This is a genomic window from Paenibacillus sp. USDA918EY, assembly GCF_009870825.1.
Classification (GTDB): Bacteria; Bacillota; Bacilli; order Paenibacillales; family Paenibacillaceae; genus Paenibacillus_AQ; species Paenibacillus_AQ albilobatus.
This window is the reverse complement of sequence record NZ_WTWY01000019.1, coordinates 34,944-53,496: the sequence shown is the minus strand read 5'-3', so window position 1 is coordinate 53,496 and position 18,553 is coordinate 34,944. Positions and strand designations below refer to the sequence as shown.

At 46.4% G+C, this 18,553-nt stretch carries 18 protein-coding genes and 1 pseudogene; 16 read left to right on the top strand and 3 right to left on the bottom strand.

The window, feature by feature from the left end:
- Nucleotides 1-54 precede the first annotated feature (54 nt).
- The 13 genes and pseudogenes from GQY55_RS26405 to GQY55_RS26345 all read left to right on the top strand — a co-directional run.
- Nucleotides 55-1,320 carry a cytosine permease gene (locus GQY55_RS26405; protein ID WP_160044907.1) on the top strand — a complete coding sequence of 422 codons (1,266 nt, stop codon included), beginning with the start codon at nucleotides 55-57 and terminating at the stop codon, nucleotides 1,318-1,320.
- Nucleotides 1,321-2,424 (top strand): DUF917 domain-containing protein, encoded by a 1,104-nt coding sequence (locus tag GQY55_RS26400; protein ID WP_160044906.1) that lies wholly within the window; start codon nucleotides 1,321-1,323, stop codon nucleotides 2,422-2,424.
- Nucleotides 2,417-3,967 carry a hydantoinase/oxoprolinase family protein gene (locus tag GQY55_RS26395; RefSeq protein ID WP_160044905.1) on the top strand — a complete coding sequence of 517 codons (1,551 nt, stop codon included), beginning with the start codon at nucleotides 2,417-2,419 and terminating at the stop codon, nucleotides 3,965-3,967. Before GQY55_RS26400 ends, GQY55_RS26395 begins: the two co-directional genes overlap by 8 nt.
- A 352-nt stretch (nucleotides 3,968-4,319) precedes the next feature.
- A complete protein-coding gene (locus tag GQY55_RS26390) occupies nucleotides 4,320-5,072 on the top strand; it encodes a GNAT family N-acetyltransferase (protein ID WP_160044904.1) in 753 nt (250 codons plus the stop codon).
- Between the two features lie 42 nt (nucleotides 5,073-5,114).
- The gene (locus GQY55_RS26385; protein ID WP_160044903.1) at nucleotides 5,115-5,573 is read left to right on the top strand and encodes a DUF2262 domain-containing protein; all 459 of its coding nucleotides are present in this window, start codon (nucleotides 5,115-5,117) and stop codon (nucleotides 5,571-5,573) included.
- Nucleotides 5,574-5,837: 264 nt separating this feature from the next.
- On the top strand, nucleotides 5,838-6,344 hold the full coding sequence (locus GQY55_RS26380; protein ID WP_160044902.1) for an AAA family ATPase: 507 nt from the start codon (nucleotides 5,838-5,840) through the stop codon (nucleotides 6,342-6,344).
- Between the two features lie 211 nt (nucleotides 6,345-6,555).
- Nucleotides 6,556-7,170 (top strand): CPBP family intramembrane glutamic endopeptidase, encoded by a 615-nt coding sequence (locus GQY55_RS26375; RefSeq protein ID WP_160044901.1) that lies wholly within the window; start codon nucleotides 6,556-6,558, stop codon nucleotides 7,168-7,170.
- Between the two features lie 550 nt (nucleotides 7,171-7,720).
- A complete protein-coding gene (locus tag GQY55_RS26370) occupies nucleotides 7,721-8,710 on the top strand; it encodes a hypothetical protein (protein WP_160044900.1) in 990 nt (329 codons plus the stop codon).
- 422 nt (nucleotides 8,711-9,132) lie between these two features.
- Complete coding sequence (locus GQY55_RS26365; protein WP_160044899.1) at nucleotides 9,133-9,351, top strand: hypothetical protein; 219 nt, start codon at nucleotides 9,133-9,135, stop codon at nucleotides 9,349-9,351.
- Nucleotides 9,352-9,480: 129 nt separating this feature from the next.
- Nucleotides 9,481-10,968, top strand: coding sequence for a hypothetical protein (locus tag GQY55_RS26360; protein WP_160044898.1), 1,488 nt, complete (start codon nucleotides 9,481-9,483; stop codon nucleotides 10,966-10,968).
- Nucleotides 10,969-11,021: 53 nt separating this feature from the next.
- Complete coding sequence (locus GQY55_RS26355; RefSeq protein ID WP_160044897.1) at nucleotides 11,022-11,453, top strand: DUF1801 domain-containing protein; 432 nt, start codon at nucleotides 11,022-11,024, stop codon at nucleotides 11,451-11,453.
- Between the two features lie 48 nt (nucleotides 11,454-11,501).
- Nucleotides 11,502-11,924, top strand: a complete 423-nt coding sequence (locus tag GQY55_RS26350) for a VOC family protein (RefSeq protein ID WP_160044896.1) — start codon at nucleotides 11,502-11,504, stop codon at nucleotides 11,922-11,924.
- A gap of 215 nt (nucleotides 11,925-12,139) precedes the next feature.
- A pseudogene (locus GQY55_RS26345) lies at nucleotides 12,140-12,319 on the top strand (DNA-directed RNA polymerase subunit alpha C-terminal domain-containing protein); the annotation flags it as partial.
- Between the two features lie 36 nt (nucleotides 12,320-12,355).
- On the opposite strand, the gene GQY55_RS26340 reads toward GQY55_RS26345, so the two are convergent.
- Nucleotides 12,356-13,228 (bottom strand): phosphosulfolactate synthase, encoded by an 873-nt coding sequence (locus GQY55_RS26340; RefSeq protein ID WP_160044894.1) that lies wholly within the window; start codon nucleotides 13,226-13,228, stop codon nucleotides 12,356-12,358.
- 111 nt (nucleotides 13,229-13,339) lie between these two features.
- Nucleotides 13,340-14,647: an MFS transporter gene (locus GQY55_RS26335; protein WP_160044893.1), complete on the bottom strand. Its 1,308-nt coding sequence runs from the start codon at nucleotides 14,645-14,647 to the stop codon at nucleotides 13,340-13,342.
- Between the two features lie 180 nt (nucleotides 14,648-14,827).
- On the opposite strand from GQY55_RS26335, the gene GQY55_RS26330 reads away from it, so the two are divergent.
- On the top strand, nucleotides 14,828-15,535 hold the full coding sequence (locus GQY55_RS26330; protein WP_160044892.1) for a 2-phosphosulfolactate phosphatase: 708 nt from the start codon (nucleotides 14,828-14,830) through the stop codon (nucleotides 15,533-15,535).
- A gap of 111 nt (nucleotides 15,536-15,646) precedes the next feature.
- Here the strand turns inward: GQY55_RS26330 and GQY55_RS26325 are convergent, their stop codons facing one another.
- A complete protein-coding gene (locus GQY55_RS26325) occupies nucleotides 15,647-16,429 on the bottom strand; it encodes a TioE family transcriptional regulator (RefSeq protein ID WP_160044891.1) in 783 nt (260 codons plus the stop codon).
- A 186-nt stretch (nucleotides 16,430-16,615) separates the two neighbouring features.
- On the opposite strand from GQY55_RS26325, the gene GQY55_RS26320 reads away from it, so the two are divergent.
- Both GQY55_RS26320 and GQY55_RS26315 read left to right on the top strand, forming a co-directional pair.
- A complete protein-coding gene (locus tag GQY55_RS26320; protein WP_328803764.1) occupies nucleotides 16,616-17,635 on the top strand; it encodes an ATP-binding cassette domain-containing protein in 1,020 nt (339 codons plus the stop codon).
- Nucleotides 17,632-18,456, top strand: coding sequence for an ABC transporter permease (locus GQY55_RS26315; protein WP_160044889.1), 825 nt, complete (start codon nucleotides 17,632-17,634; stop codon nucleotides 18,454-18,456). The genes GQY55_RS26320 and GQY55_RS26315 overlap by 4 nt, the downstream gene beginning before the upstream one ends.
- Nucleotides 18,457-18,553: the final 97 nt, after the last annotated feature.

Here is an 18,553-nt window from a genome sequence, read left to right as displayed (position 1 = left end):
CATCTTTTACAATTAGAAAAATGATTCGAACGAACAAACGTGAGGAGGGGTCATATGAAATCCGCTAAAAAATATCAATCCTGGTTCAGTCTAGGGATCATCTGGGCCGGCGCGGTCATCAGCATCCCGAGTCTGTTGGTAGGAAATACGCTGATTGCAGGCATGGGCTTATCGAAAGCGCTGCTCGTCACGTTGGTTGGTTACTCCATCATTGTATTGCTTATGATTTTGCAGGGCATTCAAAGCACGGAGCTGGGGAGACCGACGGTTCAGGTCGCGGGTCAGGTGTTCGGCAAAAAAGGATCGCGAACGATTTTATCGATCATCCTGGCCATTGCGTGCCTCGGATGGTTTGGCATCCAGGCGAATGTGTGCGGTGCGGCCTTGGCCAACCTGCTGGCCGTGACCGGAATGGACATGCCGGTGCCGCTGGCATCCCTCATCTGTGGCCTCGTGATGGTGGTTTCGGCCGTCTATGGGATTAAAGTGCTGCGGGTGATCAGCTACATTGCCGTTCCTTTATTGGTCGGAATCAGCATCTATGGTCTGATCAAAGCTTTGACCGGCGATTCCCTGCAGCTGATTCAGCATTATAAACCTGCGGGAGCGATGAGCTTTACGGACGGACTGGCGGTAACGCTGGGTTCGTTTGCCTTGGGCGCGGTTGTTGCGGGGGACTACTCGCAATTTTCGAGAAAACGTTCCGATGTCCTGAAAGCAGCGCTTTTTGGAATCATTCCGGCAGGTTTGCTGATGATCGGTGCAGGAGCTGTCCTGACGATCGCTTACCAGACCAGCGATATTACGGCAACCTTTTTGAGCATTACGACCCCGTTTATTGGCGGCGTGGTTCTGATTCTGGCTACCTGGAAGACGAACCTCGTGAACGCCATTTCAGGCGGAATTGCCTTGATTAACGTATTCAACGTATCGAAGCAAAAAGAAAAATGGGCCGTCGGCATCGCGGGAACCATTGGGACCGTATTGGCCGTCGTCGGCATCCTCAACTATTTTACGCCGATCATGTCCATCCTGTCGGCCATGATTCCGCCGGTCGCAGGCGTGATGATCGCTGCTTACTGGGTGCTTGGCAAAGGGGATAAGAGCCGCTGGCAAGAGGTGGAAGGCGTAAATACGCTGGGCGTCGTTTCCTGGCTTGTGGGCGCGGTGATTGCTTGTACCCCTGTCGTGTTATCCTTGTTCCCGGGCTTGCCGCAGCTGCCGAATCAGCCGCTGATCGGGATTGTCATTTCTTTTGCCGCATATTATGCCGGCTATCGTTTAACGTCGCAGAAAACTGTCATATTGGAGGAATCGTAAATGAGATATATAGATCAAGCCGCCGTTGAAAACATCGCCGTCGGGGCTGCATTTCTGGGAACCGGCGGAGGGGGAGACCCTTACATCGGCAAATTGATGGCTCTCTCGGCCATTGATAAATATGGTCCTGTAAAACTATACTCGGTCGACGAAGTTCAGGATGAAGACTTTTTCATTCCCGCCGCGATGATGGGAGCGCCTTCCGTATTGGTGGAGAAGTTCCCTAAAGGGGACGAGTTTGTGAAGGTGTTTCAAAAATTAGCGAATTACTTGGGAAAAGAACAGATTGCCGGCACGTTTCCGATGGAAGCGGGGGGCGTCAACTCCATGATTCCCATCGTCGTTGCGGCGCAGCTGGGATTGCCCTTGATCGACTGCGACGGTATGGGACGGGCGTTCCCGGAGCTGCAAATGGTGACGTTCAACCTGGACGGCATTCCGGCAACGCCGATGGCGATTACCGATGAGAAAGGGAACATCGGCATTTTTGAGACCATCGATAATCAATGGACGGAGCGGCTGGCAAGAGTGGCTACGGTAGAAATGGGAGCCAGTGCTCTAGTCAGCCTGTACCCGGCGACCGGGGCCCAAATCAAGCAAAGCGGCGTTCACCATATCGTGACCCTGTCCGAACAGATCGGAGCAATCATTATATCGAAAAACCGGGATGCCAAGGACAAGCTCCAAGAACTGCTGAAGCTCGTGTCCGGTTATGAGCTTTTCCAAGGGAAAATCGTGGACGTCATCCGCGAAACCAAAGGCGGGTTTAACCTTGGCCGGATGCATCTCGAAGGCATTGAAGCGTTTAAAGGCGGGGAGATGAAGGTTCATTTTCAAAACGAAAACCTGGTTGCTGAGTTGAACGGTCAAGTGGCAGCGATCACTCCCGATTTGATCTGTCTGGTCGATTACGAAACCTTGTTGCCCGTAACTACAGAAAGCCTGAAATACGGGAAACGCGTACGGGTGATCGGACTGCCGGCCCATGAAAAGTGGAGAACGGAAAAAGGGATCCAGACGGCAGGCCCTAGGTATTTCGGATATGATTACGATTATGTTCCGATCGAGGAACTGGTAAAAAAGGCGGTGGCTGAGAATGTATAGAATCGGAATCGATGTAGGCGGCACCAATACGGATGCCATCATCCTGGACGAGAATCATCATTTGATTCATGCGGTGAAATCACCGACAAGCTTGGATATTAAAACGGGCATTGAAACCTCTCTCCGCAAGTTGCTGCAGGAATCGGACATCGACAAAACCCAAATTACGCATGCCATGTTGGGAACGACGCAGTGTACCAATGCGATTGTGGAGCGGAAAAAGCTGGCCCAAGTCGGCGTCATTCGTCTGGGTTACCCGGCAACGGCTTCCGTAGCCCCGTACACGTCATGGCCAAAGGACATGGTGGAGAAGCTGTCGGGTCGATATGCTCTCGTGCACGGCGGATATGAATACGACGGCCAAGTGCTTGGTGAAGTGGATGAAGCCGAGATCAAAGCACTTATAGAAAAATGGCGCGGTAGCGTGGAGTCCATCGCGGTGATCGGAGTGTTCTCTTCCATTAAAAACGACCAGGAGCTTCAGATTCGCGATCTCATCCACCACGTGTATGGACCGGAATTCCCTGTATCCTGTTCTTCATTGATCGGTTCGGTCGGTTTGATCGAACGGGAAAATGCGACCATACTTAATGCGGCATTGTGCAAAGTCATTAAAACGACGACCGAGGGCTTTGTACAAGCGTTGGAAGAAGAAGGCATCTCGGACGCAGCCGTGTTTTTATGCCAAAATGACGGAACCTTAATGTCGATAGATTACGCCAAGCAGTTTCCAATTCTGACCATTGCCTGCGGGCCAACGAACAGTATTCGCGGGGCTTCCTATTTAGCGAAGATCAAGGATACGATGGTTCTCGACGTAGGCGGGACGACATCGGACATCGGGGTATTGCAGGACGGCTTCCCGAGAGAATCCTCGGTTGCGGTCGAGGTTGGCGATATCCGCACCAATTTCCGCATGCCGGATATTATCTCCGTCGGGCTGGGCGGCGGAAGCATTGTGCGCTCGGAGAACGGCAAAATTACGGTTGGCCCTGATAGCGTAGGCTACAAGATTGGACAAGAAGCGCTGGTCTTTGGCGGGAATACGCTGACTACGACAGACATTGCCGTTCGGCTGGGTCTTGCGGATGTCGGGGATAAGAACTTGGTGGCGCATCTGGATGAAGACTTCGCTAAAAACGTGCAAGCTGAAATTGCAACCATCATTGAACAGGCGATTGATAAAATGAAGACATCGTCGGGAGACGTTGAGCTTGTTTTGGTAGGCGGCGGCAGTGTCGTTATACCGGACACGATTCGCGGGGTATCCCGTATGATTAAGCCCGAGAACGGGGGCGTAGCCAACGCCATTGGCGCGTGCATTGCTCAAATCAGTGGGCAATATGAGCAGATATACATCTATTCCACAGAGCCCCGCGAGGAATCGTTAAGAGATGCACGTGAAAAAGCCGTAAACCAGGCGGTGCTGGCCGGCGCTGATCCGGCTACGGTGGAGCTCGTGGAAGTGGAAGAAACCCCGCTGGCTTATCATCCGGGAAATGCGACGAGACTGAGAGTGAAAGTCGTAGGAAACATGAAGTAGAAGAGAGGCTTCACATGAGTTTATGCAACTTGTGTGAGGCTCTTTTTTGTTATCGGTGAGGTGCAAGGTGATGAGGGGAAAGCATGAGCGGCGAAGCAGATGAAGAGGCGATTTGAATGTTTGATCAATGAACTAAGTTGCAGAGAACAAATATGAGAGATTCCGATGAGGTCATTGACATCAGTTAACATAATATTCACGCTGCGGGGCTTACATCCCTTGGTCGTCGATGTATAATAATGGAAGATAACTTGGAAGACACACGAGCCGACCAAGATAGGAGTTATATAAGCCAGTTCGCGTCGAGAATACGGAAGATTAGGCGAAATTTCGCAAAGAACGGAGTGAATGCATGGTCACGGTAGTAGATGTTACCTCGGAAAATATTGAAGAAAAGGGTTTCTTCTGCATGAGAAGTAAATCTAAGACACAAGGCTATAAAAGAAAACAATCATGGCTGCTCGATAGATTCCAAGAGGGACTCAGATTGAAAATCATTGAAGATGATGGGTACCCGAGAGGTTTTATCGAATATATACCTGTTGAGTATACCTGGCGCGGCATACAAGGATCTAATTACATGGCTATACATTGTTTGTGGATTGTTGGGAAAGGAAAAGGGAAGGGATATGGATCTCGCCTATTGTCGGAGTGTATTGCAGATGCACGATCAAGTAACATGTCCGGTGTTGCTATGGTAACCAGTTCGAAAACTTGGCTAACGGATACAGATTTTTTTGTCAGACATGGTTTTGAGTTAGTTGATTCTGCTCCACCACACTTTGAGTTAGTCGTAAAACGTTTTGACGATCAGTCTTGCCCAGTTTTTAATCATGGTTGGGATGAAAGAGCAGGTAAATTCAAAGATGGAATTACCATTTTGAAATCTGATCAATGCCCTTACATTTACGATGCTATCAATACGATTATTGAAGTAGCTGAAGAGAGAGGTATAAGATCGCAAGTAGTTGAGTTGCGCAATTCAATGGAAGCACAGTTTGCACCATCCCCCTATGGAGTCTTTAATGTCATCTATAACGGCAAATTACTTACATATCATCCAGTTAGCAAAAGGGAATTAATTAAACTGCTTGAGGAAGCATAGTCAGCAAAGCTTAAAACATCACCTATGAAAGGAACTTTCTAAATGGAAAAGATTATTAAAGTTGACGGAATAGGTCATTTTAAATATAGCAGTGAACTAAAGTCATACATACACAATGAGGGAAAGGTACAATGGACACTGAAACTTGAGGATGGGAGTACCGATATTGATATATTAGTAAGTAAAGCCGAACTGTTGTTTGTTGAATTTGAGAGATTCGAGCAAGTGGCAAAAATAGAAATAGCTGAGGAGTTACTAGACTATAAAAATGATTTCTGGCCAGAATATGATGAAAATGATGTTGAGCTAGACTGGGATGCTGTGGATGCAGGCGAGTATGACTTAACAACTGAAGAATTTGTTGAATTAATAAGTTTGTTTATAGTAGAGATTCGATCCACTGAAATTTACTGTGAATACTTGGATGGAGATCTATTGGGGGGGCACAGAATCCATGCATATTTTAACAATGATTATAAGCTGATTAAAGCGGAAATATAGAATTGTATAGTTGTTCGAAGAAGACTTATCCATTAAATGACACTGCATTCACGCTCAAGAACTTCCGGCCTTCAGTCCCCAAAAAGCGTTCGACAGGAAGTAACGCAGGAGGTCAACCCTGGCAATGGCTAAGACCCGCACTTTCGGGGCTTAAAGTGGTGGGATGTCCTGAACGCAATCTGCAAAACAAAAAAAGAAAGCAAATCCTTAATGAAATAAGTTAACGGGAAGTTATTTATTGCTTTATTCAAAGGAGTCGAGTAAATGCTCTATATTTTTAGCGGGTTGCCGGGCACCGGTAAAACCACGTTATCATCAGCTTTAGCTAGAGAACTAAAGGCTGCGTATCTCCGAGTCGATGTCGTTGAGCAGGCTATGCGGGATTCCGGAAAGAGTATCGAAGGACCTGAAGGTTACATCGTTTGTTATGCAATTGCATCGCAGAATCTTCACTTGGGCCTAGACGTTATTGCAGATACGGTCAATCCTATCGAAATAACGCGTCAGGCTTGGCGTAACGTGGCGGAATCTAATGATACTCCATACGTGGAAATTGAAGTGGTCTGCTCTGACGATCGTGAACACAGACATCGGGTCGAAACGCGAGCTGCCGATATTCAAGGCTTTGTTCTACCGACGTGGGAGCAGGTCAGGAATCGACAGTATGATGTTTGGGACCGGGATCATATTGTCATCGACACGGCTCACCAAACTGTGGAAGAAAGCTTACTGACATTACGTAAACGATTGGAACAGTGGCGTAGAAAATAGTCAGTTAAATGAAATTTAATTCAGGTGCAAGTGAATCAGGAAAAACTACTATTTTCCCTGAACTTCTTAAACAATGTGCTGAGTGCATAACACTGGATTTGGACGCAATATATGGTCCATTAAATGAATGGGCGTTCATTAAAAATGTTTGGATCCATAGAGGCGAAATTCATGAAAGACATAAATAAGAGAACCTTTCTGGAGAGCTGTTATGATATATCTTTGCTTATCACTACTGTTAACTTTTTCTTACAAACTAGCAGAAGTAGCCCTTAGAACGACTCCTTACAGGAGGGGTGGTAAATATACTGTATTATTCTGGGCTCTTATCATAGTAACGATCACCCCGCTATTTAATAATAACTATACGTTTAAAATGCCGGTTGATTATGGGAATGCAATACCACCTTTTGTCATGCTTATTATAATTAATGTGATCGCAGCGCGCTTTTCAGGCTATAATCCAATTGGGAAATACAACATTATAAATTTTGCAATAACATTTCCGGTTATAGAAGAGATAATCTTTAGAGGATTGATATTACCGATCACGGAGTCCTTCATTGTTCCATCTAAAATAATGGATGTTTTATATATGCCAATAACAATTCCAGTAATCATTACTGCCGGTCTGTTCGCCATCTGTCATTTGCAATACTACAAATTATCAGCCGATAGTATTCGATTTATGATTTTTGCACTTTTAGGAGGAATACTGTTGGGGGCCATGACAGTGATGACAAAATCTATATTGTTTTCGCTTATATTACATGTTGTATTTAATTCATTTTCAATTCTCTTTTCAAAGAGAAGATTAAAGATATAGATTGCGGTTTGCTCGTCGGGGAAGTAAACGATTGGCAAAAAAATTGCTGAGTGGGGATTTAAGAATATAAGAAAAGCAACATTGCTGCCAAAGGAATTTGAGAGTCTAATTCAGCGAGTTTAATACTTCTTCTAACAATGTATTCACGCAGTTTCCTGGATGGATCCGTCCCATTTTCCTCGCAAAAAGCTATTGACCGGGGAGCGAGTATTGAGCAAGCCTTAGGATAGGTGGCAGAGCCCCCAGGTGCCTTCGTCGTCTTAAGCTTCCGGAGCCGTAGATCCAAGAATGTTTCCGGAAATCATTTCGCGGAAGAGTTTTGATGAGTTGGACAGAGTTCTGTATTTCATAACTGATAAGTAAGCTTATATGAATAACTTTTTAATACATAACCGGCATCAAAAGACAGCAGAGCACTGTAGAAAGGAAGCCGAAACGGCTGGGGGAGTTGCGAAATGTTTCGGAACCCCGGAATCCGTCCAAGAAGATCGCTAGCTTTGGGTTTTAGTTCGATTAAACTCTTTGTTCAAGTGAGGTGGATTTGAAAATTATGAAGGCCAATCAAGATCAGCGAATTCCCTATGCCGTTTTCGAGAATGAAATGCAATTACCGATCCTGGATATTACACATCCCCTTTTCAAAGCAAGCATCGATGAACAGGCGTACCATTTGAGCTTTCTCAAATCAGCCCGGAGCATTGAATCATTAAAGAAGATGCCTGGCTTTATCCGGAACATCTTTGTGAAAATGTCGAACGTAGACAATTCCTATCTAGGCGGCATGCGTACGTTGCTGTACAAACTTGGTCCTGACTTAAGCCGGGGCATAAAATTAGGATTACGGGACAAGTGGGCGGTGAAGCAAACTTCTTTCATGGGACTTCGGATCAGGCTGAGGGATCTTTGCCGGCTCCAGTCGAAGATTTTGCTGGCCCGACTCAAGGAATTCCCCGAACGGAACCTTTGTTTTTTCAATATAGCCGGGGGGGCTGCTCCCGACAGTATCAACACGCTGATTCTAATTCAGGAATCGGACCCGGAATTGCTCAAGGGACGGAAGATTGAGATCAACATTTTAGATATCGATACCTACGGCCCCGATTTCGCAAAACGGTGCATCGATGTTTTGAAGCAGCCGGGGGAACGGTTCCATGGCCTGGACATTACCCTCAACACGATTCATTATGACTGGAGCGGGCCGAAAGCATTACTGCAGATGAGTTTGGAACGATCCGGCTGGATTCAGCTCTGTTCATCGGAGGGCGGGCTTTTTGAATACGGTTCGGACTCGGACATCATTGAAAATTTAAACCATTTCTATACCAACTCCCCGGCGGACGCCCGTGTGACAGGTTCCTTAATTTTTGATCGGGCGCATGTCAATCCCGGATACCTGGGTTTTACGGAGTTTATTGGCGTGCAAATCCGCTATCTTGGGCTGGAGGGTTTGCAGCGAATCTTAATCCAAACATCATGGGTTTTAGAAGAATTCCATGAAATTGATACGATCTATATGCTGTTTTCATTGAAGAAAGCGTGACTGTAGTCGATGTTGTTAATGGAAGCATATTCTCAAATTGAAAGAACAAGCGGTCTACTGTATCTCAGACATCATTAACATCAAGGTAACATACCATTCGCGTTATGAGACTGACGCTCCTCGGCCGTCCAATGTATAATCGTTTTAGAAGGCACACGAGCCGGCCCAAGTTAGAAGCTATCTGGCCGGCTTACGTCGTGAGGAACGTGATACGACAGAACTATAAGGAGCACATATGAAATACAAAATCCATAAAGATTTTGAGAAAACTAAACCGCTGAATCGGAAAACTGACTGAAAAGTCCAGGTATAAGTTACGTTGCATTAAGTTGCTTTCTTTGGTTGGATGAAAGATATACAGAAAATCAAAGGAGATAGATAAATAATGCTCAAACGAAAAACGAAGAAGGGAAGTTTCAAACATGCACAAGGACAAAAAAGCTCTGAAAAAGGCTGAAACCATATTTGAAACGGCTGAGATCATAATCACGAAAGTAAACAAGGTTAGCCCGAAGGAGAAGGAGAAACTTGATCATATTGCAGAGAAGAGGATCAAAAAAGCAAGCGAAGAGGCCATTGCGAAGATCCGCGAACGGTATAACCGATTCAAACTCCAGGATGAATCCGGCGGCGAAGAATGAATAACATTTGTAAGTCCTCGAATAGACATTTCAGGAGCTTGACAGTGATAAGTATAAAGAAATCATAACCATCTGCGTTGATGAAGCATTGCACTAAAAGGATATGAAGAAAAAGGGGAACTTGGAAAATTGAACAAAGAAGAGGTAATGTTAGACGCGATCTTTCAAAATGCCATTAGGTTTTTAAATATATCCATTGATGAAATAATAGTTTCAGATTTTAGTGAAATGAATAATGTTGTTAAGACATCCGTATTAATACAGATGACCGTGGAACTCTCATTAAAATATGCAATTGCATACAATATGGGGAAAATATCAATAAAGAAGATCCTGACCGAAAAATATAAAAATCATACTATAGATGAGATCTATGAGGAGTTCCTGAAAAATGCACTAAAGGTGGACTCATTTGAAAGACTTAAAAATCATATAAAACATATTCCCATCTTTAAATTCAATAAAAATGAAGAAATAGAAAAGATGGAGCAATTCCAAAAAATAAGAAACAGACTTCTACACTTTTCTTATCATTTTACCTCCAATGAAATTTCGAATGCGAAAGAAAACTTTATTTATATCATTTTTAAAATTGTTTTCCCCCTTTTGTATGAAGGATACTCAGTAGAATCCTTGGATTATTTGGCTCCGAGTGATTTTATAAAAGTATATGTGGGTACGAAGAAGTTTGAAAAAATCCGTTCTATGGACGAATACAAAAAAGTGATGCTGAATATAGCTGATACGTTGAAAAATAAAGGCGAGATCACGATTGGAAGATGTATCTACTGTCATGAAACGTCATGGATCAAAGAGATTGGAAAGTGTATTCTATGCGAATCCGACGATCAAGATGCAGTGCTATTAAGATGTCCGGCTTGCAAAGAGAATAAATCAGTACTATATGATAGTTTAAATATGGAAAATAACAATAATGCTTCGACTGGCATGTGTATAAGCTGTAATATGAAAATGTCTGTCATAAAATGCAAAAAATGCGGAAGATATAATGTGTACGAAGATGATATTGCTTTCATATGTGCAATTGAAGGATTAGACGAATCGGTGTGTGATATGGATTGCGATCTTATTTCCAAAAAGAATAAAATTCCGTCCCAATATGCGTTTGTATTACCGGCGATTGTGATTTCTGATTGTATTCATAACAATGAGATTTCAGTACTAAATAACAACAAAAATATTCCGAAAATTTTAGGTAAGAAGTCTGAGCATAGTTATATTCTGAATAATGACGTGGATTATGCCGTATTGGAGGGTATTTCATATTTAGTCAACCAGGAGTATATTTCGCTGAATATCAAAAAAGAAGAGATATTAGAAAGAGTTTATAGGTTGATTGAGGAAGAATATAATAATGGTTCATTTAGTGAAATTACTGGTCTCTACGAACGATTATTTTTTTCTGTACATGGTGAAGAGACGGGGAAAAAATTTGATGAGATACTTAACAATTTAGTTCAACGGCATTTTAAAGAACTTACGCAAGAAGAGTATAAGATCCTATATGAATGCAGAGACAATTTGGATATTGACACGAAAATATTTTTTGGGATGTATAAAAATAATAAGTTAGTTAGACCAAGTGAAATAAAGTAAATATTCTTTAAAGGGAACCATAAATTAAATCATCTTTATAGGGGGAGGAAAAAATGACAGCCAAAAAGGATAACAATAAAACCAAAAAACTGACCGGGCAAGAACAAGCAGAAAAATTTCTAAGCGAACTTAACCATCCATTAAAGCCTGAAATTGAATATGTAAGAAACATCATTCGAGAAGCTAATGACCAGCTGTCAGAACACATGAAATGGAATGCGCCGAGCTATTTTATTCATGGCGACGACCGAATAACTTTTAACTTACATGGGAAAGAAGGGTTTCGGCTCATTTTTCATTGTGGTTCGAAAGTTACCGAGCATGCTAAAGGAAAACCGCTCTTTGAAGACTCGACAGAGCTCTTGGAATGGTTGGCCGGGGATCGGGCTGCAATTAGATTCAGGTCATTAGATGAAATAGAACTAAAAAAGGAAAGCCTAAAGCAAGTTGTAAATAAGTGGATTGATGTGACGAAAGACATTTAGGATGCAGCACATTTTAAATGCAAATCGGGAACCGGAGGAGAAGATGAAATGATTCAATCCATAGTCCACATTGCACTTGTAGTTAAGGATTATGATGAAGCCATCGATTTTTATACTAAAAAGCTCCATTTTGAATTAATTGAGGATACGTACCAGCCTGAACAAGATAAGAGATGGGTCGTCGTATCTCCTCCAGGCTCCTCAGGTACGACCATTTTGCTGGCAAAAGCCTCGAAACCGGAGCAAGAAGCATTTATAGGGAATCAATCCGGCGGAAGGGTGTTTTTATTTCTTTACACGGATGATTTTTGGAGAGATTATAACGAGATGACATCCAATGGAATTGAATTTGTCAGAGAGCCCAAAGAACAGCCGTATGGAATGGTTGCAGTGTTTAAAGACCTATATGGGAACCTATGGGATTTGTTGCAGTTGAACGAAGACCATCCGATCCGGCAACGAATGAAATAAATCGGTTCGAAAATAAAACGATTCCGCCACAACATGTCATCCGCATGAAGAATAGGCTGCCCGTAAAGCAGCCTTTTTTCTATGATCAAGAAAATGAAGCATATCAATTTTTTGAATGAGATAGGATTTGCCGAAGCATTCAGCGAATGTATACAAAATAATAAATCTACCCAAAGGGAAGGGGAAAATGGATCATGTCGACATCAAAAGGAGATTTTCTTTCGGTTCTATCAGCACCGGCAAGAAGGGCGCTCGAAAATAATGGAATCACCTCATTGAAAAAATTGGCTGAATACAGCGAAAAAGAAATTTTGGAGTTTCACGGCATGGGGCCGGCATCGATGCCTAAACTACGGGCTGCATTGGCGGAAGAGGGGCTTTCTTTCAAAAACTGACGTGAACCGCGAAGCCGGTAGGTATGGAAAGGCTGACTAAATCATGTAAAAAAACTCTTCGGCAGTGGCAGCCTTCTCTTTTAACCCTAATTCAAACGTATCCTGGCGAAGTCCGCGGCGCATCGCTTCCAGGGCAAAAACTTCGCCGGGCGGGATATTCCCCAAATGCACGTTGGATCCGAATTTACGGAGGAACATCGCCTGTTGCTGCTTGAGCGGCGCCTCCCAGATCAGCCGGTTTGGTTCCGGCACAAACTCCATGATATCGTCGATCACTTTTTCCTTGCAATCGCCATTATTGTCGAACACGCCGACGCCGACGCCCGATTCGCGGGCTTCCACCGTCAAAAATTCGGCGCCTGCAGCCAAATCGGATTCCATCGTTTCCGCAAGCCTGGCGGCATCGATCAGGGAGCCGGACAACTTTTTCCCATATTCCGTCAATACCCGGAGACCGAGCTGTTTTCCTTCCTTGATCAGCTCCGTTCGTTTATTGCGGGGAAGCTCGATCGTCCCGTCGGACACTTCGACGGCGTTGAAGCCGAGGCTGCATATCGTTTTGAAAAAGCCCGAAACCTGATCCTGCTGCACGGCCGTTTCAAGCAGAGTTCCGCCCGGCATGACCATGATTCCGTTTTGCTTGGCCAGATGGATTTTGTGCATCAAAATTTCCGTTTTATAAAGCGGGGCCGTTCCAAAACCGAATTTAATGCAGCTGATGTAATCCGAGGCGGTTTCAATCAGGTCGGAAAACGCGTTTCTGCCCAAACCTTTGTCAATGACCATCGTGATGCCGTGGTTTGCGTCCCCTACATTTTCCCGGCAACTTCTCTCCGTTTCGGAATGTTCGCGCAGCCCGCTCGGGTCGCATAACTCCATGGGCCAAACTGCACGCAGGGAATTGTTCATTCAGGATCTCCTCAATTCTGTTGGAATTGTCGTTTCATCGAAATGACACTGGTATATTATGCGCATGAAGGACGGCAGGTGCCCATCCCAATCCATGAATGAACAGCCGGATCAGCCGACCTTCCGGGGAGGTTTAATCAAGAAGAACACGCATCCCAAAGTAATCAAAGAGAGAGAAGACACCGTAATAAACACCACTTTATCGGATTTGTCCATCATCCACCCGAATAATGGAGGGCCAATGGCAACCCCCAAAAACCGCAAGCTGTTGTAAAGGGACGTGATCATGCCGCGCTCGCTTTTTTCGACTGCGCCGGTAATGATCGTATTCAAGCAAGGAAGGAGTAAGCCTGTCCCAATGCTGCTGATCGTCAGCAAGCCGATGAACACGTAAATGTTTTTCAGGAAAAAGAGGGTAGCGGCCAGCGAAACGGTCATCGCCAGCAACCCGATATTCATCAGCAAGCGGATCAGCAGGCCTTTTTTCTTGATCACGCTGCCGGTCGTGTAGGAAGTAATAACCATCCCTAGAAGCGGAATGGCCAGAATCAACCCCTTTAAGACGCCGTCGATATGGTACGGCTTGTCTTCGAGGATGTTGGATAAATAAAAAAGCACGCCGAATAAAATAAAAAGCCCCAGCGAGCCGGCAAAAAAAGAAGTGACGAGCCACCGGCCCTTTTTTTTGAAAATGTCCTTGATTTTGCCGAGATACTGCTTCAATTCCTGTTTCTGGCTGCGCTTTCGTTCTTTGATCAAAAAAATGACGGCAACCAGCGATAACGCGCAGAACACGGGAAACGCGAAAAATGAGGCGTACCAAACAATCAACATCAGCAATGAACCGATAATCGGGCTGAGTACTTTGCCTGCGCCGTTGGATGCTTCGATGAGGCCAAGCGCCTTGCTTTCCGTCCCGCCTTCATACAAATCTCCGACGAGTGCCATGGCTATGGGAGCGGTTCCGGCAGCGGCAAAACCTTGAATTGCTCTTGCGACGATAATGACGGTATAGGAGTCCCAAATCGCGCCGAAACCGGCGAGGATACCGGCTGCACCGTAGATGATCAGCGCAGGAATGATGACGACCTTGCGTCCGAACCGATCCGACAAATACCCGATCAGCGGGATGAACAAGCCTGCCGCCAAGGAAAAAATGGAAATGATCAAGCTGCTTTGAAATTTGCTGATGCCAAGCTCCTTCTGCATTTGGGGAAGCCCCGGAACCAGCATGGAGTTGCCGAAAACGAGCACGATCGGAATGGTGGCAAGCGCGATGAACTCCCATATTTGCCCTTTGGAGCCGCCGGTTTGGGATTGCTTCGCTTCCGATTTTTCGTTTTCGATGCTCTCATTTAAAGACAAGTCGATATCGCTTTCGAAGCTGATGTTCAGTTTGCGTGATTTTGTCTTTTCCATGATTCCGCTCCTCGGACCGTATTTTCACAAAAGCTCGCGCCATCCCGGTTAGTATTGCCGCATGCGAAAATTAACATTCCATGCAAGGCTGCGGCCAAAAATAAATCACCTCTTCTCCATAGGCCAATATACTGGTTGTATTAAGACACTTCGGTACAGTTTGGTGAAAGGGGATGTCACATGCCGATTCGGATTGTTCAAGGACACAAGCATACCCTCGAAGCTTCGCATATCAATGTTGTCATTGACGTGATCCGGGCTTTTACCGTGGCGCACTATGCGTTTCGGCGCGGTCTGAGGGGAATCGTGCTGGCAGGTACGGTAGACGAGGCTTTCCTCCTGAAAAAACGCAATCCCGCGTTTCTGTTGGCCGGAGAGATCCGGGGGCTTCCGATCCCGGGGTTCGAGCTCGACAATTCGCCGGCACGATTGCAAACGTTCGATTTCGAAGGAAAATATATGATCCAAAAGACGACAAACGGCGTCGCCGCGACTTTAAACGCATTACATGCGGAGCATGTTTTCGTTACGGGGTTTACCAATGCCAGAACGACGGCGGAGTTCATCAAGCGGAACCTATGGAAATATGATGACCTGACGATCCATTTGATCGCCTCGCATCCGACGGGAGATGACGATTTGGCTTGCGCGCAGTATATATCGGGGATTCTGGAAGGTGCAAACCCGATATCCGCAGAGCGCACGATAAAACGGATCCGCGGATCGGAAGCGGCGCAGAAATTTTATGATCGCGAGCAGCCGGAATTTTTAAAAGAAGACATCTCCTGTTGCGTTCAGGAACTGCCTTCGGATTTTGTCATGAAAGTACGGGTGGTCGGCGGCGCGCCCATCATCGAAAAGGTCCCGACCGGGGATGGCGGGATATAAGGAAGCCCGAACCCGGGCTTTTTGCATTTTCGGCCGCTGGAGAGTTTCTTATTTTTTATGGAAAACAAAACACTATTCTGGCGCGGAGGAAATGGGATTGTCATTCGGGCTTTAACTTTCGCTTACGGGAGAATCCTGTTCCGTTTTGTTGTAATAATCGTACCAAATATTTTTTTGATATTCCTTCGGATCGATCAGGCCGACTTCGATGCAAAGTTCGACCAGCAGATGAACGCCGTAAAATTGCTTCCGGTTGCGGTCATGGATGCTCGATAACGCCTCCAGCGTTACTTTTTTCGCTTTTTCGAGGCTTTGATGCTCGACGGCATGCACGATCTCCCTCATGTTCTCCAAGAAATAGACCGTCTTCCGCAAGGTCCGTATCAATAAAATTTGCCTGATATGCACGGGGGTGAACAGCCTGTAGCCATTTTCCGGGTCACGCACGGGCGTAATCAGCCCTTCCTTTTCCCAGTGCCGGATGGCTGAAGGCTGCACGCCGGCAAGCGCCGCGGCTTCGCCGATCGTCATGCGGTTTTTTATTTTGCCGTTAGGGACAAGCGGAAGATCGGGGTTTTGCAGCAAGTCGAGCGTCTGCTCCGCAACCGATTTTTCGTGTTGCAGCCGCGCCTGTTCCTCATTGACAAGCCAGAAGGCTTCATTCATGTCGCCTGTCTGAATCAGCCGCAGGACTTTGCAGGTGATGCCCACGCCAAATCCGTAAAACATCGACCGCAGGCACCGAAAATAAGCCAAGTGGACCTGTGTGTAAAGGCGGTAACCGTGTTTCGAACGTTCGGGAGCGGGTACAACCCCCCAGGATTCATAATGCCGCAGAGCGCTTGTACTGATGAATAGCTCCCTGGCAATTTCGATCGGCTTGTAATAGCGCATTCCCCATCCCTCCCATGAATTGGATTTATACTACCAAATGGATTCCGGAAAAGCAAACTCTTCACCAAAACCTTCAAGCGACATGTCAAACTTTGTTGATCAAATATGCTTGAATGCAAAAGAAAATAACATAAACCTTCGCATTTGCATGAGTGTTATAAAATTTGGTTGTAAGTCGGATTTTCAGTGAAAAGCAACAAAAACACAACCAAAAAGAAAGCGGGTGGAACGATGGCAAAAAGGGAATACGCCATTGAAGTGCAAGGTTTAAGAAAAGCGTATGGAACGCGGGAAGTGTTGAAAGGTTTGGATCTAAGCGTGGAGCGGGGAACGGTATACGGCATTCTTGGTCCGAACGGGGCCGGGAAAACGACGCTGGTTCATATTTTGTCCACGCTTCTGCGTCCGGGCGCGGGAACCGTACGAATCTTCGGGCGTGATGTCGTTCGTGAAGCCGATGCCGTTCGTCGAAGGATCGGGCTAACCGGCCAATTCGCCGCGGTGGATGAGGAGCTTAGCGGGCGCGACAATCTTGTGCTGTTCGCAAGGCTTGCGGGGTATGGAACCCAAGCGGCCAAGGCCCGGGCCGAAGAACTGCTGGACGGTTTCGGTTTGCGCGAGGCTGCCGGCAGAGAAGCCGGCAAATACTCGGGAGGCATGCGGCGAAGGCTGGATATCGCTGCAGCCATGCTTGTGGCGCCGGATCTGCTGTTTTTGGATGAACCGACGACAGGATTGGATCCGCGGAGCCGAAACGACGTGTGGGAGATTGTCCGGATTCTGGTGAAACGGGGGACGACGGTGCTGCTCACAACCCAGTATCTCGAGGAAGCCGACCAGCTTGCCGACCGTCTTGCGGTCATCGACGGGGGAACGGTCATCGCGGAAGGGACTCCGGGTGAACTGAAAGCTTCAATCGGATCGGGAACGATTCAGGTCCGGCTCAGCCATTCGGAGCAGCGGGCGGACGCCGAACAAGCAATGAACCGTGTACTCGGAACGGCTGTCCATACCCATGACGATCCCGCCTTGATTACGGCGTCCGTCTCGAACCCGGAGCTGGCGGCATTGGCGCTTGCCGAACTGTCCGGGAAAGGCATCGGAACGGTTCAATTTTCGCTTGGCCAACCCAGCCTTGATGAAGTTTTCCTGGCTTTGACCGGCAAGGCTGTCCAAGAAGAAACGGCAGAGGAGGGGATTCGATGAACCGGATGCCGTCCAGGCTTTTAACGACCATGAACGCGGCTGAACGCCCGAAAAGAGCAAGCGCGATGCATGCCGTGTCGACCTTCATCTGGCGCTCCTGGCGAAAAACGATCGGTAGAATTCATTATTTGGCGATCGATTCGGTTGTTTTTCCGGCGATTTTTTTGTTGATTTTTACTTATCTGTTCGGAGGGGCCATCTCCGGATCGCCGGGCGATTACCTGCAATTTCTGCTTCCGGGGATGCTGGTCTATACGGTCACCACCATGACCGTTTATATCGGAATCGGGATCAAAACCGATATCGAACGGGGCGTGTTCAACCGGTTCAGGACCCTTCCTTTCTGGCAGCCGGCGGCGATGATCGGCACGATGGCCATCCATCTGCTGTCGTTTGCGGCGGCCATCCTTACGACGTTCGGGCTCGGCCTGCTGCTCGGTTTTCGACCGGAGGCCGGCATAGCCGGATTTCTTCTCGCGTTTGCCTTCGTCATGTTTTATGCATTCAGCTTAAGCTGGATTTTTGCCTGCATCGGAATCGTCGTCAAAAAAACAGAAACCCTTACCACGATGTCATACATTGCGCTGTACCCGCTCATGTTCACCAGCAACGTGTTTGCGGATACGTCCACCATGCCGGATTGGCTGGGCCGGATCGTCGCTTACAACCCTGTCAGCTTGGCGTCCTCAGCCGCCCGGGGACTGATGCACGGCACGTCGAAAGTATCAGTGCTGATCACCTCGCTAGCCGTGCTCGGATTGATCATGTTCGTATTTATGACTTTGGCATTTTGGCTTTACCGTCGAAAAACGAATGAATAAAAGAGTGCGGTTCGTTGGGGTTGCCTCAGTCTAAGCTTCGCATATAGGAACGGCACGCCGCAAACATGAGCCCCTTTAAACATGATTCTAAAAAAAA